28 protein-coding genes are annotated in these 26,665 nt (G+C 60.2%); 15 read left to right on the top strand and 13 right to left on the bottom strand.

The window, feature by feature from the left end; genetic code table 11:
• Positions 1-92: 92 nt before the first annotated feature.
• The 3 genes from NPX02_RS02940 (at position 93) to NPX02_RS02930 (ending at position 2,678) form a co-directional block, all read left to right on the top strand.
• Positions 93-1,070: an HDOD domain-containing protein gene (locus NPX02_RS02940; protein WP_260291705.1), complete on the top strand. Its 978-nt coding sequence runs from the start codon at positions 93-95 to the stop codon at positions 1,068-1,070.
• Positions 1,071-1,131: 61 nt separating this feature from the next.
• Positions 1,132-1,575, top strand: coding sequence for a DMT family transporter (locus tag NPX02_RS02935; protein ID WP_260291704.1), 444 nt, complete (start codon positions 1,132-1,134; stop codon positions 1,573-1,575).
• A gap of 170 nt (positions 1,576-1,745) precedes the next feature.
• A complete protein-coding gene (locus NPX02_RS02930) occupies positions 1,746-2,678 on the top strand; it encodes a DUF3179 domain-containing protein (protein ID WP_260291702.1) in 933 nt (310 codons plus the stop codon).
• A 25-nt stretch (positions 2,679-2,703) separates the two neighbouring features.
• Here NPX02_RS02930 and NPX02_RS02925 read toward each other — a convergent pair whose 3' ends face one another.
• The 5 genes from NPX02_RS02925 to NPX02_RS02905 all read right to left on the bottom strand — a co-directional run bounded on the left by NPX02_RS02925 (position 2,704) and on the right by NPX02_RS02905 (position 6,921).
• Positions 2,704-3,627, bottom strand: a complete 924-nt coding sequence (locus NPX02_RS02925) for a TauD/TfdA family dioxygenase (RefSeq protein ID WP_260291701.1) — start codon at positions 3,625-3,627, stop codon at positions 2,704-2,706.
• 144 nt (positions 3,628-3,771) lie between these two features.
• A complete protein-coding gene (locus NPX02_RS02920; protein ID WP_418067313.1) occupies positions 3,772-4,146 on the bottom strand; it encodes a 4a-hydroxytetrahydrobiopterin dehydratase in 375 nt (124 codons plus the stop codon).
• 72 nt (positions 4,147-4,218) lie between these two features.
• Positions 4,219-5,064 (bottom strand): transglycosylase SLT domain-containing protein, encoded by an 846-nt coding sequence (locus NPX02_RS02915; RefSeq protein ID WP_260291699.1) that lies wholly within the window; start codon positions 5,062-5,064, stop codon positions 4,219-4,221.
• Between the two features lie 108 nt (positions 5,065-5,172).
• Positions 5,173-5,973: a universal stress protein gene (locus NPX02_RS02910; protein WP_260291698.1), complete on the bottom strand. Its 801-nt coding sequence runs from the start codon at positions 5,971-5,973 to the stop codon at positions 5,173-5,175.
• Between the two features lie 111 nt (positions 5,974-6,084).
• A complete protein-coding gene (locus NPX02_RS02905) occupies positions 6,085-6,921 on the bottom strand; it encodes a Rossmann-like domain-containing protein (RefSeq protein ID WP_260291697.1) in 837 nt (278 codons plus the stop codon).
• A 152-nt stretch (positions 6,922-7,073) separates the two neighbouring features.
• On the opposite strand from NPX02_RS02905, the gene NPX02_RS02900 reads away from it, so the two are divergent.
• The 3 genes from NPX02_RS02900 (at position 7,074) to NPX02_RS02890 (ending at position 9,823) form a co-directional block, all read left to right on the top strand.
• On the top strand, positions 7,074-8,531 hold the full coding sequence (locus NPX02_RS02900; RefSeq protein ID WP_260291696.1) for an aminoacyl-histidine dipeptidase: 1,458 nt from the start codon (positions 7,074-7,076) through the stop codon (positions 8,529-8,531).
• A gap of 126 nt (positions 8,532-8,657) precedes the next feature.
• On the top strand, positions 8,658-9,536 hold the full coding sequence (locus NPX02_RS02895) for a phosphoribulokinase (RefSeq protein ID WP_260291695.1): 879 nt from the start codon (positions 8,658-8,660) through the stop codon (positions 9,534-9,536).
• 44 nt (positions 9,537-9,580) lie between these two features.
• Complete coding sequence (locus NPX02_RS02890; protein ID WP_260291693.1) at positions 9,581-9,823, top strand: segregation and condensation protein A; 243 nt, start codon at positions 9,581-9,583, stop codon at positions 9,821-9,823.
• A gap of 26 nt (positions 9,824-9,849) precedes the next feature.
• On the opposite strand, the gene NPX02_RS02885 is transcribed toward NPX02_RS02890, so the two are convergent.
• The 3 genes from NPX02_RS02885 to NPX02_RS02875 form a co-directional block, all read right to left on the bottom strand.
• Positions 9,850-10,761 (bottom strand): carbon-nitrogen hydrolase, encoded by a 912-nt coding sequence (locus NPX02_RS02885; protein ID WP_260291691.1) that lies wholly within the window; start codon positions 10,759-10,761, stop codon positions 9,850-9,852.
• 113 nt (positions 10,762-10,874) lie between these two features.
• Complete coding sequence (locus tag NPX02_RS02880) at positions 10,875-11,939, bottom strand: agmatine deiminase family protein (protein ID WP_260291690.1); 1,065 nt, start codon at positions 11,937-11,939, stop codon at positions 10,875-10,877.
• Between the two features lie 50 nt (positions 11,940-11,989).
• Positions 11,990-12,280: a hypothetical protein gene (locus NPX02_RS02875; protein WP_260291689.1), complete on the bottom strand. Its 291-nt coding sequence runs from the start codon at positions 12,278-12,280 to the stop codon at positions 11,990-11,992.
• Between the two features lie 321 nt (positions 12,281-12,601).
• Between NPX02_RS02875 and NPX02_RS02870 the strand changes: the two genes are divergently transcribed.
• Both NPX02_RS02870 and lolD read left to right on the top strand, forming a co-directional pair.
• On the top strand, positions 12,602-13,849 hold the full coding sequence (locus tag NPX02_RS02870) for a lipoprotein-releasing ABC transporter permease subunit (RefSeq protein ID WP_260291688.1): 1,248 nt from the start codon (positions 12,602-12,604) through the stop codon (positions 13,847-13,849).
• The gene (lolD, locus tag NPX02_RS02865; RefSeq protein WP_260291687.1) at positions 13,842-14,537 is read left to right on the top strand and encodes a lipoprotein-releasing ABC transporter ATP-binding protein LolD; all 696 of its coding nucleotides are present in this window, start codon (positions 13,842-13,844) and stop codon (positions 14,535-14,537) included. Before NPX02_RS02870 ends, lolD begins: the two co-directional genes overlap by 8 nt.
• Positions 14,538-14,541: 4 nt before the next feature.
• On the opposite strand, the gene NPX02_RS02860 is transcribed toward lolD, so the two are convergent.
• Positions 14,542-15,054, bottom strand: a complete 513-nt coding sequence (locus tag NPX02_RS02860; RefSeq protein ID WP_260291686.1) for a DUF2062 domain-containing protein — start codon at positions 15,052-15,054, stop codon at positions 14,542-14,544.
• 300 nt (positions 15,055-15,354) lie between these two features.
• Between NPX02_RS02860 and NPX02_RS02855 the strand changes: the two genes are divergently transcribed.
• The 6 genes from NPX02_RS02855 (at position 15,355) to kdsB (ending at position 21,055) form a co-directional block, all read left to right on the top strand.
• Complete coding sequence (locus NPX02_RS02855; protein ID WP_260291685.1) at positions 15,355-17,667, top strand: DNA internalization-related competence protein ComEC/Rec2; 2,313 nt, start codon at positions 15,355-15,357, stop codon at positions 17,665-17,667.
• A 352-nt stretch (positions 17,668-18,019) separates the two neighbouring features.
• Complete coding sequence (locus tag NPX02_RS02850; protein ID WP_260291684.1) at positions 18,020-18,634, top strand: MotA/TolQ/ExbB proton channel family protein; 615 nt, start codon at positions 18,020-18,022, stop codon at positions 18,632-18,634.
• Between the two features lie 6 nt (positions 18,635-18,640).
• Positions 18,641-19,066: an ExbD/TolR family protein gene (locus NPX02_RS02845; protein ID WP_260291682.1), complete on the top strand. Its 426-nt coding sequence runs from the start codon at positions 18,641-18,643 to the stop codon at positions 19,064-19,066.
• Positions 19,067-19,073: 7 nt separating this feature from the next.
• On the top strand, positions 19,074-20,072 hold the full coding sequence (gene lpxK, locus NPX02_RS02840) for a tetraacyldisaccharide 4'-kinase (protein WP_260291680.1): 999 nt from the start codon (positions 19,074-19,076) through the stop codon (positions 20,070-20,072).
• The gene (locus tag NPX02_RS02835) at positions 20,065-20,247 is read left to right on the top strand and encodes a Trm112 family protein (protein WP_260291679.1); all 183 of its coding nucleotides are present in this window, start codon (positions 20,065-20,067) and stop codon (positions 20,245-20,247) included. Before lpxK ends, NPX02_RS02835 begins: the two co-directional genes overlap by 8 nt.
• 31 nt (positions 20,248-20,278) lie before the next feature.
• Positions 20,279-21,055: a 3-deoxy-manno-octulosonate cytidylyltransferase gene (kdsB, locus tag NPX02_RS02830; RefSeq protein ID WP_260291677.1), complete on the top strand. Its 777-nt coding sequence runs from the start codon at positions 20,279-20,281 to the stop codon at positions 21,053-21,055.
• 36 nt (positions 21,056-21,091) lie between these two features.
• Here the strand turns inward: kdsB and NPX02_RS02825 are convergent, their stop codons facing one another.
• Positions 21,092-21,376, bottom strand: a complete 285-nt coding sequence (locus NPX02_RS02825) for a hypothetical protein (protein WP_260291676.1) — start codon at positions 21,374-21,376, stop codon at positions 21,092-21,094.
• A 161-nt stretch (positions 21,377-21,537) separates the two neighbouring features.
• Positions 21,538-21,903 carry a hypothetical protein gene (locus NPX02_RS02820; RefSeq protein ID WP_260291675.1) on the bottom strand — a complete coding sequence of 122 codons (366 nt, stop codon included), beginning with the start codon at positions 21,901-21,903 and terminating at the stop codon, positions 21,538-21,540.
• A 246-nt stretch (positions 21,904-22,149) separates the two neighbouring features.
• On the opposite strand from NPX02_RS02820, the gene NPX02_RS02815 reads away from it, so the two are divergent.
• On the top strand, positions 22,150-22,632 hold the full coding sequence (locus NPX02_RS02815; RefSeq protein WP_260291674.1) for a low molecular weight protein-tyrosine-phosphatase: 483 nt from the start codon (positions 22,150-22,152) through the stop codon (positions 22,630-22,632).
• Between the two features lie 68 nt (positions 22,633-22,700).
• Here the strand turns inward: NPX02_RS02815 and NPX02_RS02810 are convergent, their stop codons facing one another.
• The gene (locus NPX02_RS02810) at positions 22,701-22,871 is read right to left on the bottom strand and encodes a hypothetical protein (protein WP_260291673.1); all 171 of its coding nucleotides are present in this window, start codon (positions 22,869-22,871) and stop codon (positions 22,701-22,703) included.
• Positions 22,872-22,955: 84 nt separating this feature from the next.
• Positions 22,956-26,144 (bottom strand): ribonuclease E, encoded by a 3,189-nt coding sequence (rne, locus tag NPX02_RS02805; RefSeq protein ID WP_260291672.1) that lies wholly within the window; start codon positions 26,142-26,144, stop codon positions 22,956-22,958.
• Positions 26,145-26,665: the final 521 nt, after the last annotated feature.

Here is a 26,665-nt window from a genome sequence, read left to right as displayed (position 1 = left end):
ACTGCGGCTGCTTGTATGCTATGGGCCGATAAGTTGAACCACCGGTTTTTTATTCATGGTTTAACACAGCACCATCGCCGGAGGAGGGCGGCATGATCTGTATCAACTGCGGCAGAACCCATCGATTCATCGCCTCTTCCATTGATCAGGGTATGCACTGGCTGCGCCAGGATGAATCCACTCGGCTGGGTATCTGCTCGTTCTGTCAGGATGCCGTGGATGCCTGGGACCAGGGGGCCCGGGATGTCCGTGACCTGGCGAACGCCAAGTTGAAGAAGGAGCGTGAAACCGACTTGCCGGGCTGGTTGATCAAGCACGCAAAATTGCCGTCGCTGCCGCATGTGCTGATTGAGGTCTATAAAGAACTCGAGTCGGAGACGGCCGGCATCGAACGTATCATCCAACTGCTTGAGACCGATCCGGGGTTGACCGCCCGGGGGCTTCAACTGGGAAACTCCGCGTATTACGGTGCGGCGAGGCAGATCACCCGGGTGGAGGATGCCATCCTGCGTGTGGGGCCGTTCGACCTCTGGGCCCTGTTGATTTCAACCGAGGTCAAAAGCCTGTTTTTTGGCATCCGCCCCGATCTGTTGGACATGAACAGTTTCTGGCGGCACACCCTGTTCACCGCCTGCGCCTGCAGAATACTGGCGGAACAGCAGCGGCTGGGATCGGCCGGCGATCTGTTCATTGCCGGGTTGCTGCACGATGTCGGCAAGTTACTGTTTCTGCAGCTGATGCCGATCGAGTATGCGGAAGTGATTCATCGCCGGAACGGTGGCGATGAAGGGGCCGAACTGGAGGTGGAGCTGTTGGGAGTCAGTCACGCGCAAGTCGGGGCCCGGCTGTTCAAGGCGTGGCAGCTCCCGGAGGAGCTGATAACGCTGATCGCCGGCCACCACAACCCGGCACCGGCATCCGCACCGCTGGCGCTGCTGCGTCAGGCCGACGCGCTGGCACATAACTGTCTCGATCTGAAACCGGCCGGCGACGAGTCCCACGCACTGCCGGACCGGACCCTGCAACCGATACTTATGCTGTTTCAGCAACTCACGGATCTGGTGCTTTGAGCGTGGCTGGCGGCACCGCCTGACCGATTCCCAGAGCCTAACAATCGACAAGGAGATGATGATGTCATCTAATTTGCTGCTACTCTCCGGCGTTGCGGTGATCGGAGGTATTGCCGTGGCACTGCAGGCCCAGCTGATGGCACTGCTCGACCGCGGCATGGGGACGCTGGAGAGCGTGTTCATCACCTATGGCGGGGGCGGCCTGCTGATCGGCCTGACGATGCTGTTTCTGCGCGGCGGTAACTTGTCGATATGGCACACCATACCCTGGTACGCCTATCTCTCCGGCGCCGCCGGTCTGATTATTGTCGCCTCGATCGGCTTCAGTGTGCCGAGACTCGGGCTGGTCACCGCCTTCACGCTGCTCATTGCCGCCCAGTTCATTGTCGGCGCCCTGTTGGATCACTTTGGTTTGCTCGGCGCCGAGGTGCGGGAACTCGATCTCCGCAAGATCGCCGGTATGCTGATCATGCTGCTGGGAGTGTGGCTGACGGTGCGTAATTGACACCAACAGGACATCGCTGCAATAAATCGCTCGGTGACGGGGTCTCTATCTGATGAGGGTCTCCGCGCATGCGCCGGCAGAACCCGGATAAGGCCAATGCCGGAAAACATGGTACTTCGTTTGACAGAAATGGCCTAAACTCTTCCTCCCGCAATCTGTGAGGCACACCGATGTTACGCCGGTACCTCAACTTCAAACTGATGATTTTCCTGTTGGTGCCGCTCTCCGCCACTGCCGAGCGGATTGGCGGATTCGAGATTGCCGCGGATCAGGCCTCGATCCCGTTGCGCGAGATCCATTCGGGCGGCCCACCCAAAGACGGCATTCCGGCAATCGACCATCCCAGGTTCCTGCGGGCCGGAAAGGCCGATCTCAGGCTTGAGGAGCGAGTGCTCGGACTGAACCTGAACGGCATTGCCAAGGCTTATCCCATTGCGATCATGAACTGGCACGAAATCGTCAATGACCGGTTTGCCGATGAGCCCGTGGCGATCACCTACTGCCCGCTTTGCGGCAGTGGTGTGGCCTTTTCCGCGCGCGTGTCCGGTGAGACCTTGCAGTTTGGTGTGTCGGGTCTGCTCTATAACAGCGACGTGCTGCTCTATGACCGGAAAACGGAATCGCTCTGGTCGCAACTACTGGCTCGCGCGGTCACCGGAGAAATGAATGGCACCCGGCTGGAGGTGCTGCCGTTAATGACGACGACCTGGTCGGAGTGGCGCGCGCAGCATCCCGAAACGCTGGTTCTGTCACGCGACACAGGGCATGTCCGGAATTATGACCGGGACCCCTACGCCGGTTATGAAACCGATGAGGGGATCTACTTCCCGGTCAAACAGCAAGACCCACGCTACCATCCCAAGGAGCTGGTTTTCGGGTTGGAGATTGACGGTCGCTTCAAGGCCTACCCGGTTGCCGAACTGAGTCGTGCCGAAGGCGAGATCCGGGATCGGTTTGCAGGCCGCGCCTTTACCATACGCTACAATCCTGCCACGCAGAGTGCCCGCTTTTTCGATTCGCAAGGCGGAGAGATACCGGTGATCCAATCTTACTGGTTTGCCTGGTATGCCTTTCATCCCGACACCGAGGTGTTCCGTCCCTGATCGGGGCAGGCCCGACGGACGCTGATCAACGGTACTGGTCGATCCCGGTATCCCGCAGCCGGTCATAATAACGCGCCCGGTAGAGGTGCCGCACACCCTGCTCATCATCCTGAAACGCGGTACGGTCATGCAGGATGTTGTTGCTGATCAGGCCCATGCCCGGCTCCAGCCGGCCGCGGAAGATATAGGGTGAGTCACTGGCGAGGATCTCGCTCAGGGCATCCAGTGCCCGGCGGGTGAGCGGGTCATCGGACCAGATGACATGCCGGGTGCGTATGGTGTAACGCATGTGCAGGTTGCCACAGGGCATGATCGACAGGACCGGACCGATCTCCTCCTGCCGGGCCACCTCGCCCTGGTTCAGGCGCGGCGGGATGGTCATCACCGCCGGGCCCATCAGCGCCGTGATGAAGGCGGGATCCTGGTCTCGCAGCAGGATGTAGGCGATCTCGTGATCGAGCAGGGCATTTTCACCGCCGCTGCCGGCGCTCTGCACACAGTGCAGGATCAGCGAGTGGATCTGCTCGTCCGGGCGGTTGTAATAGCCGTCCGTGTGCCATTTGATGGGGCGGTTGGAGTAGGGGATGTACTGCTGCCTGATCCCGTCCGCGGCGACTTTCAGCGAGGTCAGGCCGGTGTCATCGGAAAGCCAATTGTGGTTCAGGTGCCGGGCGCCGAACTGGCGTCCCAGCGAGAGCGGAATCTCGGGGTCCGGATCACTCCCGGTCTCGCTGATATAGATGGCCATATTGGCCTTGCGCACCCGTTGGCTGATGGCCTCGAACTCTGCGCGGGTCAGTTGGCGGGGATCCCTGACCGGTACCAGCAGCGCCTCCAGGGAAGCGGGGTAGTCCGCCAGTTTCCTGGAGCGCCAACTCTGGTAAAGCGCTTCATTCGCCAGACTGAAAGGTGTTGCAAGCGGATTTTCGGCTACGGCTGTATGGGGCATCTGCGGAGTACCGTCGGGGTCATATTGGCGAAATATTAGCAATTACTAACGAATGCCGCCAGTCGCCCGTGCCGGAGAACCCTCACGCTATCGGTTCAGGTGGAAAATTATGGTACTAATTCAATAAGATACCAATACTTACCGCTAACCCTCCTGTTCCAGCATCGGGAACAGCGCATCAATCTTGGCCGCGCAAATGAAGTCATTTTCCGAAAGATTCTTGATCGCGTGGGTACTGTAATTCACCTTGCAGCGGTTATACCCGACCTCCAGGTCCGGATGGTGGTCCTCGCCATTGGCTATCCAGGCCACGGCATTGACAAAGGCGATGGTCTGGTAGAAGTTCTTGAAGCGGAACTCCCGGGCAATGGCCTGGGTTGAACCGAGCAGTTGCCATTCCGGGGAGAGCCGTGCCAACAGCTCCCTGCACTGTGCCTCCGACAGCGGCGGGGTCTGCGGGTTACAGACGCTGCAGTGTCTTTCCTGCAAAGGTTCCGACCTTTTCTGTGCCTGAGTCATCGTTACACCTCGCTGTTACCTGTCAGTAATAACGCCAGGGTTCATACGCTACGAGTATATATGACCGGGCCCTTAGTAGCTGATCATTCTGATGACGGGGTTGCCGATCACCGGATGGACCGCCTTGCGATAGTTGCGGGTGATGCGTTTAACATAGTTCCGGGTCTCTCGATAGGGCGGTACCCCGCGATAGCTCGTCACCGCGTTTTCCCCGGCATTGTAGGCGGCCAGTACCAGGGGGACATCTCCTTCAAAGCGCCGTACCAGCCATTGCAGATAGGCCATGCCGCCGTGCATGTTCTGCGAGGGGTCCCAGACGTCGCTTACGCCGAAGCGCCGGGCAGTGGCAGGGATCAGTTGCATCAGCCCCCGGGCGTCCTTGGGCGAGCGGGCTTGTGGATTGAAATTGGACTCGGCCCGGATCACCGCCAGCACCAGATCGGCTTCGAGACCGTAGGCCGGTGCCCAGGCCCTCACCCAGCGTTCAATCTGCTGTCGATCCGGCAGTGCTTCCAGCGGCAGGCTACCGCACCGGGGGTCCCGGCGGGGCGCTACGCCGGACAGCCGGGTCAGCATCCTGGCCGCCATGGGATCGCCGGCCGCGGCGGCTTTTTCAAACCACCCGGCAGCCACCGCCGGATCCTGCGCAATCCCGCGGCCATTGAAATGCATCCAGCCCAGCGCGTAATAGGCCTCGGAGTCCCCCCGGTCGGCCGCCAGGCAGTAGAGCCGGAACGCCTTTTGGTAGTCCTGTGCCACCCCGCGGCCATGCTCATAACGTAGCGCCAGTTGGCGCATGTCGCCCGCTTGCCGCGGGGTCTCTGCCGCGCAGAAGAGTGGCGTCAACAGAAGAAATATAAGAACCGAAGGAGCCCGGTAGTGCATGGCGTATTCACCCACATGACGATACCCATGCACTAGGCAAATATTATTCCATCCATCAATTAATCATTAATATCAACTGGTTAATTATTCACCGGAGATTCAGGAACGGCCCAGTGTAAAATTCGCTGACAACACCCTCCGCTATTCGTGTACCACCAATACATCGCAGTTTGCGGTTTCGATCACGCGCTTCGCGGTGGTGCCCAGCAGGATGTGGAGGCCCTGCAATTTGTACGATCCAATGACGATCAGCCCGGCCTGCTGCCGGGCCGAGTAGTTGGAAACCATCTGATCAACCGGCCCCGTGGTCACCACCACCTCTTGCTCCACTTCCAGCCCCTCGATGACCGAGGTGAACGCCTCCAGGCCTCGCATGCGGAGATTTTTCGCCGCGTTCTCTTCATCCTTGCCCGCGGTAAAATTGTCCACTACGTTCAGCAGGGTTAGTCGGGCATTGTAGCGTTTGGCCATGCGCACGGCCTTGTAGATGGTCATCAGCCCCTGGTCATCAAGGTCGGCGGCAACCACGATATGCCGGTAGTCAACGGGCGGGCGGTTGGCGTGCACCACCAGGACGTCGCACTCGGTCTGTTCGGGTATGGCTTCATCGTCGGCCTGAAGCAGCGGCTGCAGTTGTGCGAACCCGACATTGTCCAGCACCACCAGGTCGCCATTCACCGCGTTTGCCTGAGGGGCGAGCTGCAGCAAATCACCATGGGTACTTTTAGCCGCCGCGATCTCCGCATTCTCCGCCAGCAACCGGTCCATGGTCGCGGCCTCCGCTTCGACAGCGCTGCCGGCCGGGACGACATGGACCAACGTGACCTGGCTGTGGAGCTTGCTGGCGACATTGGCCGCCCGCAGCACGGCCGTTTGTTCGCTCGCTGTTGGTGAGTAGAGGGCCACGATACTGTGATAGCCGACGGATGGTTTGGTGGTCATGGTACGGTTACCTGTCTGGCGTAAGGGGGGCTGACAACGGCTGGCGCATGGCCACCGCACTCGCCGCTATGGCCCTGTTGCCAGTGGACGGGCGGGTTGCGCTAACGCCGCTCACACGGCCTCCCGGCAGGCCGTTCGCAACAGGGAATCGAGTCCCGGATAACTCTCCCGGGTCAGCTGATACTTGCGGCCGCAATCACCCCAGGAGTCGCCCTGGGCGATGGCGCGTTCAAGATCGCGCGGCCGGTCGATGATCACCCCGCCGCTGGAGCGGATGCCCAGATCGAACAGCAGATCGGGAAGTCCGCTGGCGCTGGGTCCGATCAGGTGGATCTTCGCCGGATTGCCGGCGGCCTGAACAATCGACTCGATGCTGTTGTTGATCAGGGTCGACGCGGTACACAGAACGGTGTCGCAGCGGGCCAGTGCCTGTGGTGTGGTGAACAGCTCCAGCCCCAAATCCGGCGGTACCCGTTCCGGCTGCTGCTCGATCACGATGACCTCCGTGCCCCGGGCCAGATAGCGTTCAACCAGGGGTCTGAAGAACCCCACTATTCCGACCAGGCCCTCGGGCTGGTCGGCGTCGTCCGGCTTGCCGGCGGTGGTCGGATCAAAACCGGCACGCTTCAGCAGGTACTGGCTGAGGGCATTGAACGCTCCCAGCGCCAGGGCGCTGCGCGGCAGGTCGATTCCGTCCAGCCCGCGGGCGATTTCGGAAGGCGATTCCCCGATGGAGTGGTGCGCGTTCTGGCGAAGCCATTCCAGGGTGTCGCCCAGGCAGCTATAAAAGGGGCCGGTGCTGCCGTCGCTCAGGACCACGAAACCGAAATTATCCTTGATATCCTCGGCCGCATCGGTGAGCGGCAGCAATATCCGGTCGATGGGCGGAAGCCGGAGGACGTTGTCGATTCGATTAATCAGTCGACGATAGTTGGAGAGATACGGCATTGAGTGTGACCCGGCATTGATTTTCTTAAACTATAGATGGTCCAGTCGCTGTGTGAGGGGTGAAATCGGAGCGCACGGTGATTGCCCCCGGGAATGCCGGGGGATACCATGATCCCGCCAATCCTGGCCCGTCCCCTGGATCGTTGTCTCCCATGAATGACGCCATTTCACAACTCCTGCCTCAGCCCGTCTGGAGACATTTTTACCAGCTGACCCAAATACCCAGACCTTCGCATCATGAGGCGGCGGTACAGGCCTATATCATGCAGGTGGGTGAGCGGCTGGGGCTGCAGACCATCAGGGATCCGGCGGACAATATCCTGATCAGAAAACCGGCCTCGGCCGGCATGGAGTCGGCGCCCGGCGTGATCCTTCAAGGTCATCTCGATATGGTCCCGCAGGCCAATGCCGATATCCGTCACGATTTCACCCGGGATCTGATCCGGGTACGCATTGAGCAGGAGTGGGTCAAGGCAACCGGCACAACCCTGGGGGCGGATAACGGTATCGGTGTGGCGGCGGCCCTGGCAGTGCTGGAGTCGCGCCAACTCAAGCACGGCCCGCTTGAGGCGTTGTTCACCAGTAACGAAGAGGACGGCATGTCCGGTGCATTCGGTGTCCGGCCCGATCTGCTCCAGGGAAAAATACTGCTGAACATGGATTCGGAGGATGAGGGGGTTCTCTGTATCGGCTGTGCCGGAGGCGCCAATGCCGGCGCGCACCTGCAGTACACCGCCGAGCCCATCGAGCCGGGCTGGATCGGCTACCGACTCTCGGTCGGGGGTCTCAGAGGGGGGCACTCCGGGGTGGATATTCACCGCGGCAGAGGCAATGCCAACAAACTGCTGGCCCGCTTGCTGTCGGCCGCGGCTTCGGCATGCGAAATCCGCCTCAGCTCCTTCATTGGCGGCAATATGCGCAACGCCATACCCCGCGAGGCGATCGCCAGGTTCCATGTTGCCGCCTCCCGCGCGGCCGAACTGCGGGCGCTGATAGAGTCGCATGCGCAGAGCATAAAGTCGGAACTGGCGGCCGCGGAGCCGGGGCTGTCGATGGATCTGCTAGCGGATGGCGAGGCGCCCGTACCAGTGCTGCCGCGCCCCCTTCAACAGGGGCTGCTGGATGCCCTGACGGCTTGTCCCGACGGGGTCATGCGCATGAGCGACAGCATGCCCGGGCTGGTGGAGACCTCGACCAACCTGGCCATTGTGCAGGTGGCAAATGGTGCGATCGAGATCAAAAGCCTGATTCGCAGTTCCATCGACTCGGCCCGGGACGCGCTGTGCGCGGTTCACCGCTCGCTGTTCCGGCTGATCGGTGCGGAAACCGCGATCGATGGGGAATACCCCGGCTGGAAACCCAATCCGGATTCGTCGCTGTTGCAGACCATGCGCCATGCCTACCAGGATATTTTCGACACCCCGGCCGAGATCGGCGCCATCCACGCCGGCCTGGAGTGCGGCATCATCGGCGGCCGCTATCCGGGTCTCGAGATGATCTCCTTCGGCCCCACCATCCGCTATCCGCATTCCCCGGATGAGTGCATGCATATCCCCTCGGTGCAGCGGTTCTGGGACCTGTTGGTGGCCACACTGGCGCGTCTGCAATAATCGGTCACAAACTGAAAAGTATCGATAAAACAGGGCGATATCCATAAGTGGCGGCGGTCTGGTGCATAAGAAAAATTGAATCTATGGCGCATTGCATCAATCGCAGCTGTGTATTACGGTTTCGCAATGTCTACTAAACATCCCATTATCGTCATCACCGGTTCATCGGGTTCTGGTTCGAACCGGGTGAGCGATGTGTTCAGCCATATCGCCTGGCGTGAGAAGATCAGCCACCTGATCGTGGACGGCGGCGCGTTTCACCGCTTTGCACGGGACGAGATGGCACGGCAGGTCGAAGAGGCCTGTGCCGATGGCCGTTATCTGAGCCACTTCAGCCCCGAGGGCAATCGGCTGGATCTGCTGGAATCCCTGTTCAGGGAGTTCTCATCCCACGGCACCGGCAAATACAGACACTACCTGCATACCGAGGAACAGGCGCAACAGCACCAACAGGAGGCCGGTACCTTTACCCCCTGGACGTCGCTGCCGCCGGACCTGGACCTGCTGGTCTATCAGGGCCTGCACGGCGCATTTGCCGGCCCTGGTGTCGATATACTGCAGCATGTGGATCTGACTCTGGGCGTCGCGCCCATTGTCAATCTGGAGTGGATTCAGAAGATTCATACGGATATCAGGAACCGCGGCTACACCCTGGATGCGGTACGTGCCGCCATCCAGCACCGGCTGCACGACTATGTCCATTACATCACCCCACAGTTTTCGAATACCGATATCAACTTCCAGCGCATTCCCCTGGTGGATACCTCCAACCCATTCGATGCCCGGGATGTGCCGGGGAATGACGAAAGCATGGTGGTGATCAGCTTCCGCGAACCCAGGAAGCATGATTTCGCCATACTGCTGAAACGGATCGAGGGTACCTTCATGTCACGGCGCAACTCCCTGGTGGTGCCTGGCGGCAAGATGGAGTTCGCCATGGAGCTGTTGTTGAACCCCCTGGTGCATGAGATGATGGAGCGGCGACGTCAGCTAGAGGAGTTCTGATTATCACTACCGACAACAGCAAAGACCGGGCGATACTCGAGGCGATGCGCAAGGTGCTGACCGCGGTCATCCGTGACACCACGCCGCCGCCGGGGATGCGGCACCCCCTGACCGATGAAACGATTCAGGATGTGAGGCTCTGCCTGGGACTGATTACGGCGCGGGAAAAAGAGCTGGGTGAGGAGGCGGGTGTTACGGCACAGCGTCCCTACTATGCGGATGAACGCCCCACCTCGACCGTGGTGCCGTTTGACCTGGGGAAGGGCAAGGGCAAGGACCCGGAGTAGGGGGCTGCCGCCACTCCCTGGCTGGCCTACTCGTCGATCTCGTCTATTTTGTCTATATAGCGCCGCCGCAGATCGGCGAAGCTGTCGATCCGGCGATCCCTGAGAAAAGGCCAGATGCGGCGCACCGACTCACTGCGCCGCAGATCGACATCCACCAGCAGGATATTCTCGTCGACGCCCGCCTCCCCGAGCAGCTCGCCCTGGGGTCCACAGATGAACGAGTTACCCCAGAAGCGGATCCCCTGGCTGTGGCCCGATGGGTCCGCTTCATGGCCGACCCGGTTGCAGGCCGCCACCGGCAGACCGTTGGCAACAGCGTGCCCCCGCTGCACCGTGACCCAGGCATCCCGTTGCCGCCGCTGTTCCTCCTCGCTGTCGCCCGGATCCCAGCCGATGGCGGTGGGGTAGAGCAGCAGTTCGGCCCCGGCCAGTGCCATCAGCCGGGCCGCCTCCGGGTACCACTGATCCCAGCACACCAGCACACCCAATCTGCCGAGGCTGGTATCGATCGGCCGGAACCCCAGATCGCCGGGGGTGAAGTAGAATTTCTCGTAGAAGCCGGGATCGTCCGGGATGTGCATCTTGCGGTAGCGCCCGGCCAGGCGTCCGTCGCTATCGAACACCACCGCGGTATTGTGATAGAGGCCGGCGGCGCGCTTCTCGAACAGCGAGCTGACGATCACCACGCCCAATTCCGCGGCCAGGGCGCTGAACAGTTCGGTGGAGGGGCCGGGGATCGGCTCCGCCAGATCGAACAGCCGGGTCTCTTCCGTCTGGCAGAAGTAGGGGGTGTTGTGCAACTCCTGCAGCAACACCAGCTGACCCCCCGCCGTGGCGGCCTGGCGTATCCGCTCACTGATGAGGGCCAGATTGTCATCCCGGTTGCTGGTGCAGGGGTGCTGGATCAGGGCGATCTTGATGGTTTTGCTACGATTCATGGCTATGGATTCACGGCTGGATTCTGCGCCCCCCTGAGCAAACGAGGCAATCGGGAGGCAAACGGGTCTGTGCTGATTTAACAGCATTGGATCGGCGCTCACAACCCCGCTGTTCAGGCCGGCAACGAAGCTTCCGCGGGGGAGAATGTCACCTGTCCGGGAAACTGCATGGTGATACAGTGCAGGCTGCCGTTTTGGCGAATCAACGGCAGGCAGTCGATCGGGATAATCTCACGCTGCGGAAAACAGGCCTGCAGCGCGCGGATTGCCGCCGCATCCTGCGGGATATTATAGACGGGGAGCAGCACCGCGCCGTTGATGATCAGAAAATTGGCATAGCCCGCCGGCAGGCGGTCGCCCTGTTTCGATAAAATCGGCGGAATCGGTGGCAGCGCTATCAGCCGGTAAGGTTGCCCATCCCGTTGTCTGAAGGCGCGTAGTTCGGCGGCCATGGCCTCCAGCTCCGGATAGTCGGGATCTGCCGATGTTACCGTGGCGTAGAGGATGGTCGCAGGGTCGGCAAACCGGGCCAGGGTGTCGATATGGCCGTCGGTGTCGTCGCCGGAGAGATGACCATGCTCCAGCCACAGGAAGCGATCGAATCCCAGCTGCCGGCAGAGTATGGACTCCACCTGGTCTGCCGTCAGGTCCGGATTCCTGCTGCGGGTCAGGATCGAACTGCGGGTGGCCAGCAGTGTCCCCTGGCCATCGGTCTCCACCGCGCCACCTTCGAGCACCAGGGGAACGCTACGCTGTTCGGTTTCAGCGAATACCCCGGCACGGAACAGCTGCCGATTGATCCGGTTATCCAATTCGGCCGGATACTTCCCGCCCCAGCCGTTGAACTGGAAATCCAGCAACAAGGCGCCTTTTCCGCCGATACAGGTCAATGGCGCGTGGTCCCTGGCCCAGCTGTCGTTGGAGGGAGCGAGGGCGAAGTGCAACCGTTCGGGAGCAATTCCCGCTGCGGCAAGCTTCCCGCTGATGAGCTGATGGTGTCGCTCGTTCTGGCAGACGATCAGCAGCCGCTGGAAACGGGTGACCTGCCGGCTGATCGTGAGGTAGACCTGATCCACCTCGACAAGATGGTCGGCCCAATCGGTCTGCCGATGTGGCCAGGTCAACATGATCGCGGATTGATCCGCCCACTCGGCGGGCAGGAGGTACTCGGATGTCAAGGATGTGGTCCCATAGGAGCAGCACCGGCGAGTGGCCGGTGCCTGATGGATCAGCGGTGAACGACAGTGTTGATCACGTACTCGTTTTCAAAGTAGACAGTGAAATCGCCATAGATCCAGCGCGTGATCGGCGGTTCACCGACCCAGGGCAGCTCTTGTTCGGGCTCCCCGAACCGGACGCGAACCGCCTCCATGGTCTGTCCGGGACGAGGACGCACCAAGCCCTCACTGCTGTTGGCGGGAGCCTGTTTGATGGCATCAACCAAGAGCACATCGGCTGGTGCCAACGGGGCGACGGACGAGAGCGCAGCAATCAGCAACAGTGTTGAAATGGGTTTCATGATATTGGAACTCCTGTCCTCTTATTCTCTAAAGTAAAATATAGCATTTTGATCTAGTTCCCGAAACACAAAGGTGTTTTTTTTGTCCAGGGATGGACTTAGGGCCCGCACAAGAATAATTCCGTAGTACCGAGGGTGTTCCTGGGCCACGCTGGCAAGGCACGCTTTGCAGGCATGGCTGTTCCCTTGCCAAAAAGCGTAACGCCGCCAGCGGGGTCCAGGGGCGACCGAATACAGGAACTTATTCTTGCGCGGACTCTTATGCCGCGGAAGCCATGGATGGCTGGGAGCGGCTTTCGGAATATGGTTTAATGCGCGCCTATGTATAAGCCTCTCGAACTGTATATCGGATTGCGGTACACGCGCGCCAAACGACGCAACCACTTCATCTCCTTCATCTCGCTGATCTCCATGTTGGGGATCATGCTGGGTGTGGTGGCGTTGATTGCGGTGCTCTCAGTTATGAATGGCTTTCACAAGGAAGTCCGTGAACGAATTCTCGGAATGACGTCTCATGCCACCATCTCCTCTTACCAGAACAACCTCAGAGAGTGGCAACAGGCGATGGAGTTGTCCACCAGGCACCCCAACGTGGTTGGGCAGGCGCCCTTCATCGAGGCCCAGACCATGCTGACCAATGGGCAGCAGGTGAACGGGGCCATCCTGCGCGGCATTCTGCCGGAATATGAACCGCGGGTCTCGGAAGTGGGCGAGCATATGCTGGCCGGGAGCCTGGAGCAGTTGCGCCCCGGGAGTTTCGACATCATCCTGGGCAAGGAGCTGGCCCTGCTGCTGGGGGTCGGGGTCGGTGACAAGGTGACGGTGGTCACGCCGCAGATACGCATCACCCCCGCAGGTGCCATGCCGCGGCTGAAGCGCTTCACGGTCAGCGGCATCTTCGAGGTCGGCATGGGGGAGTATGACAGGGGACTGGCGCTGATCCACATGCAGGACGCCGCCAGGCTGCTGAAACTTGAGGACGGCGTCACCGGTGTCCGGCTCAAGCTCGACGACCTCTACCTGGCACCCCAGGTCTCGCGTGAGCTGGCGAAACAGCTACCGGGGGTCTACCGGGTCAGCGACTGGACCTTCCAGCACCGGAATTTCTTCAGTGCGTTGCGCACCGAAAAGCGCATGATGTCGCTGATCCTGTTCCTGATCGTGGCCGTGGCGGCTTTCAATATTGTTTCCACGCTGGTGATGGTGGTGACGGACAAGCAGAGCGACATCGCCATCCTGCGCACCCTGGGCATCTCACCGCGTAGCATCATGGGGATCTTCATCATCCAGGGCGCCACCATCGGCTTTGTCGGGACGCTGCTGGGGATTGGCGGCGGCATCCTGCTGTCACTGAATCTTGAATCGATTGTCAAATCGGTCGAAGGGCTCTTTGATGTGAACTTTCTCGATCCCAATATCTACTACATCAGCACCCTGCCGTCGGACCTGCACTGGGACGATGTGGGCATGATCAGTATCAGCGCCTTCTTCATCACCCTGGTGGCCACTCTCTATCCCGCCTGGCGTGCCTCCCGTACCCAGCCGGCCGAGGCGTTGCGCTATGAGTGATCAGACCAGCGTGCTCGAATGTCGGGATCTGACCCGGACCTTTGCCGATGGAAAACTGACCGTAAAGGTGCTGAACGGCATCACCCTGCGCATCGGCCGCGGTGAACGGGTCGCCATCGTCGGCAGTTCCGGCTCGGGCAAGAGCACGCTGCTGCACTGTCTGGGGGGACTGGATCGGGCCAGTGGCGGTGAGGTCCTGGTCGACGGACACAACCTGGATCGCATGAACGAGAAGGCGCGGGGCCTGCTGCGCAACCAGGCTCTGGGGTTTGTCTACCAGTTTCACCACCTGCTGCCGGAGTTCACCGCCCTGGAGAATGTTGCCATGCCGCTGATGATCGGCAATCATCCGGTGCCTGAAGCCCGGCGGCGGGCGGCGCAGATGCTGTCACGGGTCGGGCTGGAACACCGGCTGGAGCATAAGCCGGCCGAACTTTCCGGTGGCGAACGCCAACGGGCCGCGGTGGCCAGGGCGCTGGTGAGCCACCCACGCTGTGTACTGGCCGACGAACCGACCGGCAACCTGGACCAGAAAACGGCAAGGCAGGTCTACGAACTGATGCTCGAGCTGAACCGGGATCTGCAGACCAGTTTTATCGTCGTGACCCACGACATCGCGCTGGCGGAAAGCATGGACCGGGTGCTGCACCTCTCCGATGGCGTGTTGAACGGCCAGCCCACCTCCTGAGAGCCTATTTCTGGCCCCGCCGGTTTTTCCAGTTCGAGATGATGTGCATGCGCCAGAGTCCGCGAATGGAGAGGTAGCCCAGGAGGGCGGCAATCAGCGCGCACACCAGGCTGCCCAGGTAGAGCGGCAGCCAGATATTTCCCATGCTGTGGCTGAACCACGCCATGGTCGGTTCAAAGTGGCCGTTGGCCGCCGGAGTGCCCAGGATCCAGGTGCCGACCAGATAGGTGAAATAAAACATCGGTGGCATGGTGAGCGGATTGGTGATCCATACCAGGGCCAGCGATATCGGCATATTGACCCGCGTCGGTATGGCGGTGGCCGCGGCGGCAATCATCTGGAAAGGGATGGGGATGAGGGCCCAGAACAACCCGACGGCAAAGGCGCCGGCGACCGAGCGGCGGTTCATGTGCCAGAGGTTCGGATCGTGGAGAAGCTGACCAAATACCTTGAGATGCCGGTGATTGCGAATCGTCTCGTGATTCGGGGTAAAACGTTTGATCAGGTTTTTCGGCATACAACCTCTTCTCAACCATGCAATCCCCTTGTAAAGGGCAGAGTATTGAATCACGCCCATACCGTTTTGACCAGTATTTGCACGGTAAATATCGATTGCCGGCGGGCAAATCAGTCCGGGTGGCCGGCGGCCTGAGGCCGGCGCGAGGAGCGGCCGGTTCAGCCGGCGACCCCACCCGCGGTTCGCGGTGTGCGAGGCCAGACAGCCGGCATGATATGACACGCTACAGATAGCGCTGGCGTTAAACTGCCATAAGACTTAATCTACTGACTCGTTGAATATCTGACCCAGGGAAGGGAGATGATTTACACCACGGTCGCCTTTGTGTCCGGTGTTGTACTGCTACAGTTTCAGTCGACACTGCCTCCGTTGTCCGCATTGCCGCTGTTATTGCCACTCTGTCTGCTTGCCTGGCGATACCGCGCCACTCCAGTCATTCAGCTACCCGTCACCCTGTTGGGTGGGTTCTTCTGGGCCGCCGTCATGGCCCATTCCGCACTGGACGCCACGCTGCCCGAGACCCTGGAAGGGGCTGATTTACTGGCCACCGGTGTCATCGAATCACTCCCGGATGTGACCGCAGATCGAACCCGCTTCTGGTTTCAGGTCGAGCAACTGGCCGACGCGCAACAGGCTTACCCCGTTCCCGGTCGGGTGCTGTTGAACTGGTATCGGCATGCCCCGGCGCTGTCGGCGGGTGACCGCTGGCAGTTCTCGGTGCGCCTGAAACGCCCGCACGGTCTGGCCAATCCCGGCGCGTTCGACTATGAAGCCAGCCTGTTCCAGAAGGGGATCCGGGCCACCGGCTACATTCGTGCCGGCGCTGTGAACCGCCGCCTGGGTAGCGTAGCTATCGGCTATCAGTTTGAGCGGATGCGGCAAGCCATCGCCGAAAAGATCGACTCGGTGCTGCCACCGGGAGAGCCGGCGGGTCTGGTGCGTGCCCTGATGATAGGCGATCGCAGCCGGATTTCACCGGCGGAGTGGGCGGTATTTCGCAAGACCGGCACCAATCATCTGGTGGCGATATCCGGACTGCATATCGGCATCGTCTCCGGCATCGGTTTTTTTCTCGCCGGCGGGTTATGGCGGCGTTCCGCCAGACTCTGCGGCCTGATGCCTGCCCCCCAGGCGGGCGCCGTTGCCGCCCTGATCAGCGGCTTCTGTTATGCCGGACTGGCAGGCTTCGCCATCCCCTGTGTCAGGGCACTGGTGATGTTGTCCGCGGTGCTCGGTGGCGTGCTCTGCCGCCGTCCCGTTCAACCGGCACGGAGTCTCTGTATCGCCTTGCTGTCGATCGTGCTGATCGATCCGATCGCGGTGATATCGCCCGGTTTCTGGCTCTCTTTCGGGGCGGTGGCGGTGATTCTGCTAGGCATCCTCGGCCGGCTCAGACTGACGGCCGCACTTATTGCGGGTCTGTTCAAGGTGCAGTGGGTCGTGGCCCTGGGCCTTGCCCCGATACTGCTGTTGCTGGGATTTGAGCTGCCGATCGTCTCTCCCCTGGTGAATCTCATGGTGGTCCCACTCTTCTCACTGCTGCTGGTGCCGCTTACGCTGTTCTCGGTGACCGCGCTGATGCTGTGGCCATCCCTGGGGACCCTGCTGCTGGCCGCCACCACCTGGTTACTGGGACAGACACAGTGGCTCCTGGCCCTGGTGGCGGAGCACAGCGACACCATCTCCCTGGCCGGCGTCCCTCCGCTGTGGATGCTGCTGGGCATGCTGTTGAGCATCCTATTGCTGTTGTTGCCGGCCGGCATCCCGGGAAGGTGGCTGGGATTGCTGCTGATCTGGCCGCTGCTGTTCTACCGGCCTGCGTCACCTCCCCGGGGCGAGGTCTGGATGACCATGCTCGATGTGGGACAGGGGCTGGCCATCGTACTGGAGACTTCGCGGCACGTGCTGCTGTACGATGCAGGACCCCGGTTTCCATCGGGATTCGATACCGGGGCGGCGGTTGTGGTGCCCTACCTGAGGAGCCGGGGGGTGGAGAAGATCGACCGGATCATCGTCACCAATGGGGATATGGATCATCGTGGCGGGTTGGCAACCGTGCTGCGGGAGCTTCCCTCGGGAACACTGTTGAGCGGTGAGCCGGGGCGTATCCCCAGCGGCAAACCGGTGCGCTGTGCGGCCGGTACGCACTGGACCTGGGACGGGGTACGCTTTGAGATACTACACCCGGACGGTGCTGCACACTGGCGGGGCAATGACGCCTCCTGTGTGCTTGCCGTCGCCACGGCCGCCGGGCAGCTGTTGCTGACCGGGGATATTGAGGCGGCAGCAGAGGAGCGCTTGATCGCGCACTATGGGGAGCGCCTGGCGTCGGCAGTGGTGACGGTGCCGCATCACGGCAGCGCTGGTTCTTCGGGTACGCAGTTCATCGCCGCGACCGGGGTACGCTATGGTCTGATATCGGCCGGCTACCGCAACCGTTATGGATTCCCCAAGGCGGTGGTACGGGAGCGCTGGCAGGGGCGGGCGGTGACTCTGCTGAATACCGCTGAAGCCGGTGCGATATCCCTGCGCTTCACGGCGGACGGCCGGATTGAAGGCCCCTTCAGTTATCGCAAGACCCACCGGCGCTACTGGATGACGACACCTTTCTGACAGTAGGCCGGGATGGGAAATGCAGGACGATGTCATCTAACTTCGGGCGGGGTGAGGATCTGACTGCTTGCTTGACGGGTGTCCGCGGCCATGGATGGACGTGGCAAGCCCCCAGGAGGAGTGGTACAGGGATGTACCGTTTACGGAGCCGAGGATGCAATGGGTTTATGGCGTCCCGGCAAGCAAGCAGGCAGATCATCTCTTTCAAGCATTTGCGCGTTTAGATGACGTGGCCCTGATGGGAAATGCCTAACAGCTTTCGATCACGGCATGGAATACAGTATGATACTGCTCATTTGGTGGGGCGGGTTGCCCTGATCCGCACAAACCAACTCCAGAGGGACTAGATAAGGTGTTTGAACTGGTTAAGGCCGGCGGCATACTCATGCTGCCTATCATCGCATGCTCCATTGTCGCCCTGGCGATCATTATCGAGCGGCTCTGGGCGCTTCGATCCCGACGTGTCATACCGAATAACCTGGTGGCCCAGATCTGGCAGCTGCATAGCAAGGGGCAGCTCACCAACGCCCACGTGGTGACGGTCAAGGAGGGCTCTCCCCTGGGACGTATCCTGTCCGCCGGCTTGGCCAATCGCCAGCATTCCAGGATTGTGATGAAAGAGGCGATAGAGGAGGTGGGCCGCCAGGTGGTCCACGAGCTGGAACGCTACCTGAACACCCTGGGCACCATCGCCTCCATCGCCCCCCTGCTGGGTCTGCTGGGTACGGTGATCGGCATGATCAAGGTATTCGCCGCCATCATGACCGCGGGTGTCGGCAATCCCACCGTGCTCGCCGGGGGCATCTCCGAGGCCCTCATCACCACGGCCGCCGGACTCTCCGTGGCCATTCCCAGTCTGATGTTCCACCGCTACTTCGGCGGTAAGGTGGATCGGCTGGTGATCAAGATGGAGGAGCAGGCGCTGAAAATGGTCGAGGTGATGCAGGGTGAGCGTGAGCAGGAGTAACCCAAGGTGAATCTACGCCCCCATCGCAAGGAGTCACCCGAGCTGAACCTCACCCCGTTGATCGACGTGGTGTTCCTGCTGCTGATCTTCTTCATGGTCTCCACCACCTTCGACAAGGAGTCGCGGATCAAGGTGGAACTGCCGACGGCCGCCACCCAGGATGAGCAGGTGGAGGCGGAGAAGGTCCTGGCGATTACCGTCGATGCCAGCGGACGCTTCTACGTGGACGAACGTGAGGTGGTGAACACCGAGGCCGACACCCTGAAGCGGGCCATCGAAAAGGCGGCCGGCATGCGCCGGGACCTGCCGGTGATCATCAAGGCGGATGCCCGCGCCCCCTTCCAGTCGGTGTTCAAGGTGATGGATGTCACTAGTCAACTGGGCTTTGTCAACATGACCTTTCCCGGCAAGCAGCCGGTAGAGGGCAACTGACCGATCCGTGAAACGCCTGGATCACTACTGGTATAGCTACAATCCGGTTTCCGTAGCCCTGCTGCCGCTCTCCTGGCTGTTTAGCCTGGTCAGCCGGCTCCGGCGGCGCGCCTACGCAGTCGGCCTGTTTACCACGAAAAAACTGCCGGTCCCGGTCATTGTCGTGGGCAATATCAGCGTCGGCGGTACCGGCAAGACACCACTGGTAATCTGGCTGGCGCGACACCTGCAGGATCTGGGTTACAAGCCGGGTATCATCTCCCGGGGCTATGGTGGCAAGGCAACCGAGTGGCCGCTGCCGGTGGTGCCGCAAAGCGATCCCACCCAGGTGGGGGATGAACCGGTGATGCTGGCCAGCCGAACCGGCTGCCCGTTGTGGGTGGGGCCCGACAGACCCGCAACAGCCCGGGCGCTGCTTGCCACGGCCGATTGCAACATCCTGATCTCCGATGACGGTCTGCAACACTACGCACTCCACCGCGACCTGGAGATCGTGGTACTCGACGGCGCAAGGGGGCTGGGCAATGGGTTGTCGCTGCCGGCCGGTCCGCTGCGCGAGGGTGCGTCACGACTGGCCCAGGCCGACCTGGTGATCGCCAATGGACCTTCGACGCTTGGGCGGACAACACTGGCCGACTACCGGATGAATCTGGTACCGGGACAACTGATCAACCTGGCGGCGCCGTCCCTCGCGGTCGGGTTGGACTACTTTAAAGATCAGCCGGTACATGCCATGGCGGGGATAGGTAATCCGGAGCGTTTTTTCGACACCTTGCGTACAGCGGGCCTGCGGCCGCGCACCCATCCGTTCCCCGATCACCACCGCTTCCGCGAGGCGGAAATAACCCCGGATGATGCCTTGCCGGTAATCATTACCGAGAAAGATGCGGTAAAATGCGCTCCATTCGCCCATCGGCGGCACTGGTACCTGGAAGTCAGTGCGCAACCGGATACGGGCTTCATACAACAGCTGGATCAGCGGATAAGTGAGATTGGAAATGGATAAAAAATTGCTTGATATCTTGGTGTGCCCCCTGTGCAAGAGCAAACTGACCTATAACAAGAAGGCGGCTGAGCTGATCTGCAAGGCGGACCGTCTGGCCTTCCCGATTCGTGACGGCATCCCGGTCATGCTGGAAGAGGAGGCACGGAGCCTGCCAGCGGACGAGGAAGTCGAATAATCCGTCCGTCGTCTCGCCTTTGGGAGTCCGCATGAACTTTAAAGTAGTCATACCCGCCCGCTATGCCTCAACCCGGTTGCCGGGTAAACCACTGCTCGAAATCGCCGGGAAACCGATGATTCAGCACGTGCACCAGCGTGCCGTCGAGAGTGGCGCCGAGCAGATAGTCGTGGCTACGGACGATCAGCGAATCGCCGCCTGTGTCCGGGGGTTTGGCGGCGAGGTCTGCCTGACCGATTCCCGTCACCGCAGCGGCACCGATCGCATTGCCGAGGTGGTGAAACAGTTTGCCTGGACAGCGGATCAGATTGTGGTCAATCTTCAGGGGGATGAGCCGGACATGCCCGCCACGCTGCTGCACCAGGTGGCGCTCGATATGGAACGGCATACGGATGCCGTGATGACCACGCTCTCCGCGGATCTGAGTGACGGGGCGCAGCTGTTTGATCCGAATGTGGTCAAACTGGTAACCGACGCCAAAGGTTACGCCCTCTACTTCAGTCGCGCACCTATCCCCTGGAACCGGGATGAGTTTGCCAGCCGGGAGCGGGTACCGGCAACGCTCCTGGGCTATCGCCGACACATCGGGCTGTATGCCTACCGGGCCGGATTTCTGGAACGCTATATTCACTGGCCACCCGCGCCCCTGGAACTGCTTGAGTCGCTTGAGCAGCTTCGGGTGCTCTGGCATGGCGAACGGATACACGTCAGCGCCGCCGGCGTGGTGCCGGGGCAGGGGGTGGATACGCCGCATGACCTGGAGCGGCTCAATCGGCAGTTCCGGCAGCAGAACGAATCCCATCACTAGATTAATGGTAACTACTCACCGGGTGAGTAGTTACCATTAATGAGCAGAGCCCGAACCGACCTTATTGGCAAGCAGTTCCATGAGTTCATCGGAAAGGGTATCCGGGCCCTTGCCGAACAATGGAATCAGGATGGTTTCCGGTCCTTTTCTGGAGGGTTCGCCAAACAGATTGGTCTGGATTACCGCCTTGTTCGAGGGATCGGCAAGCACCAGAACCCCTTCATCCGCCAACACCTCATGGAGCACCCACTCCTTGCCGAGATGGTTGAAATGGCTTCCGATCAGTGAGCGGATACGCTGAATAAAATCCCGATCGTGCAAAGTAATCTCCAGATTGTGGCGAAAATACCGGGGAATAGTGACCCTGTCAAAAACATATAAGTACGGATCCGGAGAATTCAACCACACGAAAATCACGCATAAGCGTGGCCTCGGGCTTAGCTGGGAAATTAGCCGGGCAGGGAAAGCAGGGACGTTATCAGCTAAAAATGGCCATAGGAGGCGAGTAGATCGCCTTTCCTGCGGCCATGGTTTTTGCGTCGCTCATCTTCGGCCCGCAGGCTTTTTCTGCGCTCCACCCGAAAGCGTCTTGATTTGGCAGCGCGACGATTGACAATGCCTTCATATACACAATGGCATTCGGGGGCATTACAACCAGGCAATGGTAGTTGTGGCGGTTGGTCGACCGGATATACCTGATCCATCTGATTGATCGCCGTTTTACAGCCGCAGCGGGCGATCCGCAGCAGAATAAAACGATCATAATGTCTGATCTTCGCCAATTCAGCCTTGCGCATTTCTTCGACGCTCAAAGGCCTGGTCTCTTCTTTGGAAAACCATTTCATCATATTTGCTTCCGGTCTAAACGCGGTCCGCCGCCTCCATTGATTATAGGTGATGTTTTACCAGGCGTCGGTAAAGATACGCGCAAACTCAATCCACCCGGCATGCAGCTGTGCGACCAGACTTCACCGCACGCGATACGGCCTATAATCATGTCAACCGCACGTGGGCATTTGTAATCATGCGCCCGGAAAGGTACTATTTTCTATCTGGAAACAATCTTTAAATAACAGTATATTTATTTGATAAATATGAAAAAAATATCAGTTCTCTTTGTCTGCATGGGCAACATCTGCCGTTCACCCACCGCTCACGGGGTATTTGAACGGATGGTTCGGGATGCCGGGCTCGCCGCCCTGATCGAGGTCGACTCCGCCGGCACCCATGCCTATCACATAGGTAAATCGCCCGATCCCCGCGCCCAGGAAACCGCCCGCGGGCGAGGCATAGACCTGAGCGGACAACGTGCCCGCAAAGCGGCGAGGGGGGATTTCGAGCAGTTTGACTATGTGATTGCCATGGACAGGGATAATCTGGACAACCTGTTGGAGATCGCGCCGGAAGCCCATAGAGCAAAACTGCATCTGCTGCTAGATTTTGCCCCCGAACTGGGAGTCCGGGAAGTACCCGATCCCTATTATGGCGGCAATGGCGGGTTCGACAGGGTATTCGACCTGGTGTCGGCCGCGACGGAAGCCCTGTTGGCGGCGATCAGAGAAGAGCATCACATCTGATCGGACGGAAGCGGATTCTGTAACAATTATGTAACTACTCACGGGGTGATTGCCCTGCCTTGCCGGCCTCACGTGATGGTTTTTCTCCTCGAATCCGGCCCCTTTTTCAGCGCCTGCCCAAACTCGCTTCGCTCAGACAAGGGCAGGCTTGAATCTGAAAAAGGGGCCGGATTCAAGGCGCCATCAAGATCGGCCAACAAGGCAGGCCAATCACTTACAGACCGGGTGAGAAGTTTCACGATTATTTCTTTTCACACCCTAAAGCAGAGAGGCGGCCCATGGGCCGCCTCTGTTTCAGTTGTTAACCCGGTGGGATGTCCCGGTTAGTCTTCCTTGTCCGACGCAGGCGGATTATCCGCTTGGTTGCCGGAAACCGGGTTCTTTGCCGGGGCGGTGGCGTCCGTGGACTCATCGGCCACGGCCGGTGCGGCCGGTTTGGAGTCCACCGCCGCTGTCTTGCCAGGCGGATTTGAAGATTCTGCCGAGCCGCTTGGCTTGGTCTCGACCTGGCGCAGGGGTTGTGCTGCGGTGAGTGGAGATTTGGGCGCTTCCGAGACCACGGGCGCCGGTCTCGCCGGGCGCTCCGCTACCGGTTTTGACGGGGTAGCGGCCTCTACAGGTGGTTTGACCGCCTCCGGCTTGGTCTCGACCTGGCGCAGGGGTTGTGCTGCGGTGAGTGGAGATTTGGGCGCTTCCGAGGTCACAGGCACCGGTCTGGCCGGGCGCTCCGCTACCGGTTTTGCCGGGGTTGTGGTCTCTACTGGCGGTTTGACCGCGTCCGGTTTGGTCTCGACCTGGCGTAGCGCGGGTTCCGGTGACTCGCGCTTCACTGGGGTGTCCGCTTTGCCCTCACTCTTCTGCTCGGTTTTCGCCGCTGTTTTAGGTTCAGCCTTTGGTTCGGTCGGCCGATCTTCCGATATGACCGGCGTCTTCTGCACCGCGATTGTCGGGGTGGATTCGGCTCTCGGACTTTTCTCGGACGGTGTCGGCTTTTCTGTCGTTTCAGCCGTTGCCGCGGTGGGGGTGTTGCGCGCCTCGGAGGTCGGTACCGGCTTCCCGACGCTATCCGAACCTGCCTTGTCAGCATCCCGTGCGACGGCGGGGGTCTCCGGTACCCGGGCTTCGCCAGACTCAGAAGCAGGCGCCGCGCCTTCATTGCCGGAGGTGGTTGAAACTTCCGTATCCGGTGCGTCACTTCCGGCACCCTGTTGGCTGGATTGGCGTGAACGCAATGCCCTGCCTTGTTGGCGTGACTGAACCGTCGACGATTCACCGCGCTCTTTCGTCACAGGCGTCTCCGCCACCGGCTCAGACTTCGCTTCTTCCCCATTTTCGGTCGTTACGGTCGTTGCCGTCTCGTTATCACCCGGGCTTGCCTTACGCCGACGCCGGCCGCCACGACGGCCGCGACGGGAGCTGCGCTTCTGCTCCTCGCCCGCCACTGCCTGCTCGGTCGCCCGGTTCTCTTCGGCGGTTGTAACCTTTTGACCGGTCTCGGGCTTCTCCCCGCCGGTTGCCACCTTCTGACCGGTCTCGCGCTTCTCTTCATCGCTTTCCGAGCGCTTGTCGGCCGGACTGCCGCCACTCTTACGCTGAACGGGTTGCTGTTGGCGACCGTCGTCGGCTCTCTTCTTTCCAGGCGACTTCGGTTTTCCGCCGCGGCCGGCACTCGAGCGACGACTCTCGTCCTGGCTCTCCCGGGTACGCTTGTCCCGTGTTCTGGGTTCTTCCGCACGCTTTTCGCTCGGCCGTGTTCTCGCCTTGGGCTGTTGTTGCGCGCTGGATTCGACCGCTTCGGTATCGCTGCCGATGATAGCCTTCCACAGCTTGCTGAAGAATCCTTTCTCACGCGGCAGTTCCGGCTGTACCTCCTGGGTCTGCCGCTGCTGCGGGGTCGGTGCAGGGGAGGAGGGGATAACCCGTTTGACGGTCGGTTCTTCCGTTTTGGTCTCCTTGGGTTTCGCAAAACCGGGGGTTCTATCCTCCGGTTCCATCATCATCTTGTAGCTGGCGGTCTCTTCGGCGCCTTCCTGAACATCCTGCTCACGAATGCGCTCGATTTCGTAATGTGGCGTCTCCAAATGGATATTTGGAATCAACACCACATCCACGTCCTGGCGCTGCTCGATATCATGGATCGCCTCGCGCTTTTCGTTCAGCAGGAAGGTCGCCACATCCACAGGCAACTGGGCGTTGATCCGCAGGGTATTTTCCTTCATGGCGTGCTCTTCGATAATTCGAAGCACGGAAAGCGCCAGGGATTCAACTCCGCGGATAAAGCCATGCCCGTCGCAGCGGGGGCAGACATGCAGCATCGATTCACCGAGGGAAGGACGTAGCCGCTGACGCGAGAGTTCGAGCAGCCCGAAGCGCGAAATCCGCCCCAACTGGACGCGGGCACGATCCTGTTTCATCGCCTCCTTGAGACGATTTTCAACCTCCCGCTGATTGCGGGTGGGGGTCATGTCGATGAAATCGATGACGAACAGGCCGCCCATGTCACGCATTCTGAGCTGGCGGGCGATCTCGTCCGCCGCCTCCAGATTGGTGTTCAGTGCCGTCTCCTCGATATCGGCGCCCTTGGTGGAACGAGCCGAGTTGATGTCGATGGAGGTCAGCGCCTCGGTGTGATCGATCACGATCGCCCCACCGGAAGGCAGACGCACCTCGCGCTGGAAGGCGGATTCGATCTGACTTTCAATCTGGTAACGACTGAACAGCGGTACTTCATCGGTGTAGTGGCGCAGTTTTCGGACATTGTGCGGCATCACCTGTTCGATGAATTCGCACGCTTCCTTATAGACCTCGGGGTGGTCAATTACGATCTCGCCAATATCCGCGCGCAAATGGTCACGGATGGAGCGGATGATGACATTACTCTCCTGGTAGATCAGGAACGGGGCGGATTTCTCTTTGGCCGAGGTTTCGATCGCTTCCCACAACTGCAGCAAGTAATTGAGATCCCACTGCAGGTCTTCCTGGCTCTTGCCGATCCCGGCGGTACGCACGATCAGGCCGGCCCCATCCGGGATCTCCAGGCCGGACATGGCGTCTCTTAACTCGTTTCGTTCCTGGCCTTCGATGCGGCGGGAAATGCCGCCGGCGCGCGGATTATTCGGCATCAGCACCAGATAGCGGCCGGCGAGGGAGATGAAGGTGGTCAGCGCAGCGCCCTTGTTGCCACGCTCTTCCTTCTCAATCTGGACTACGACCTCCTGTCCCTCTTTGATCGCATCCTTGATCTGTACGCGCCCGCCAGACTCTTTGGCGGCAGCGGTAAAGTAGTTTCGGGAGATCTCTTTGAGGGGGAGGAAACCGTGGCGGTCCGAACCATACTCTACAAAGGCGGCTTCGAGACTCGGTTCTACACGAGTGATTTTCCCTTTGTATATATTGGCTTTTTTCTGTTCTCTGCCGGCGGTTTCTATATCCAGGTTGTATAATTTTTGGCCATCCACGATGGCTACCCGCAACTCCTCAGGCTGAGTTGCGTTGATCAACATACGTTTCATATTGTGATATTCCCAGGGCGTGCTTTCTTCGTTCAGGAACCGGACAGGGTTGAATTTCACCTGGCATCACCGGGCTAATCCCAGTATCCAGATTCCTATCGAAAGCGAGAGCCACAGGCGTGATCGGAATAGGTGTTTGACCTGTTCAACACGCAGTGACTTTGAAGCACGCCGTTAATTATGTACATCGTGTGCATCCGCAATACGATGCGTTCTTCGTTATGCGTAGGGCAGGCAGTGGAGCTGCAGATCGATCTATCTCACCGGAGTGAGAGATCTGATCGCCCGGCAATAACAGAACGCCACCCGGTCGGGGGGGACGTTCGGTGATCAGTTTGCTTATAGCGGCAACAGATAGCCCCATTAGCTAAATTCACCGCTGACGCGTGATTATATCCGTCTTAAGCAGGTGCAGCAAATCGCGCGTTGCCGGAGCCTATCGACGACGGCCCCGGCGCGTTGCCCGGAACCCGATATAAGAATATTATTCTCATGGATAGGCCGGTAACTGCCCAACAACT

Origin of the sequence: Sedimenticola hydrogenitrophicus (assembly GCF_025175675.1) — a bacterium.
In the GTDB taxonomy this organism is placed as follows: Bacteria; Pseudomonadota; Gammaproteobacteria; order Chromatiales; family Chromatiaceae; genus Sedimenticola; species Sedimenticola hydrogenitrophicus.
This window is presented reverse-complemented; position numbering and strand designations above follow the sequence as displayed.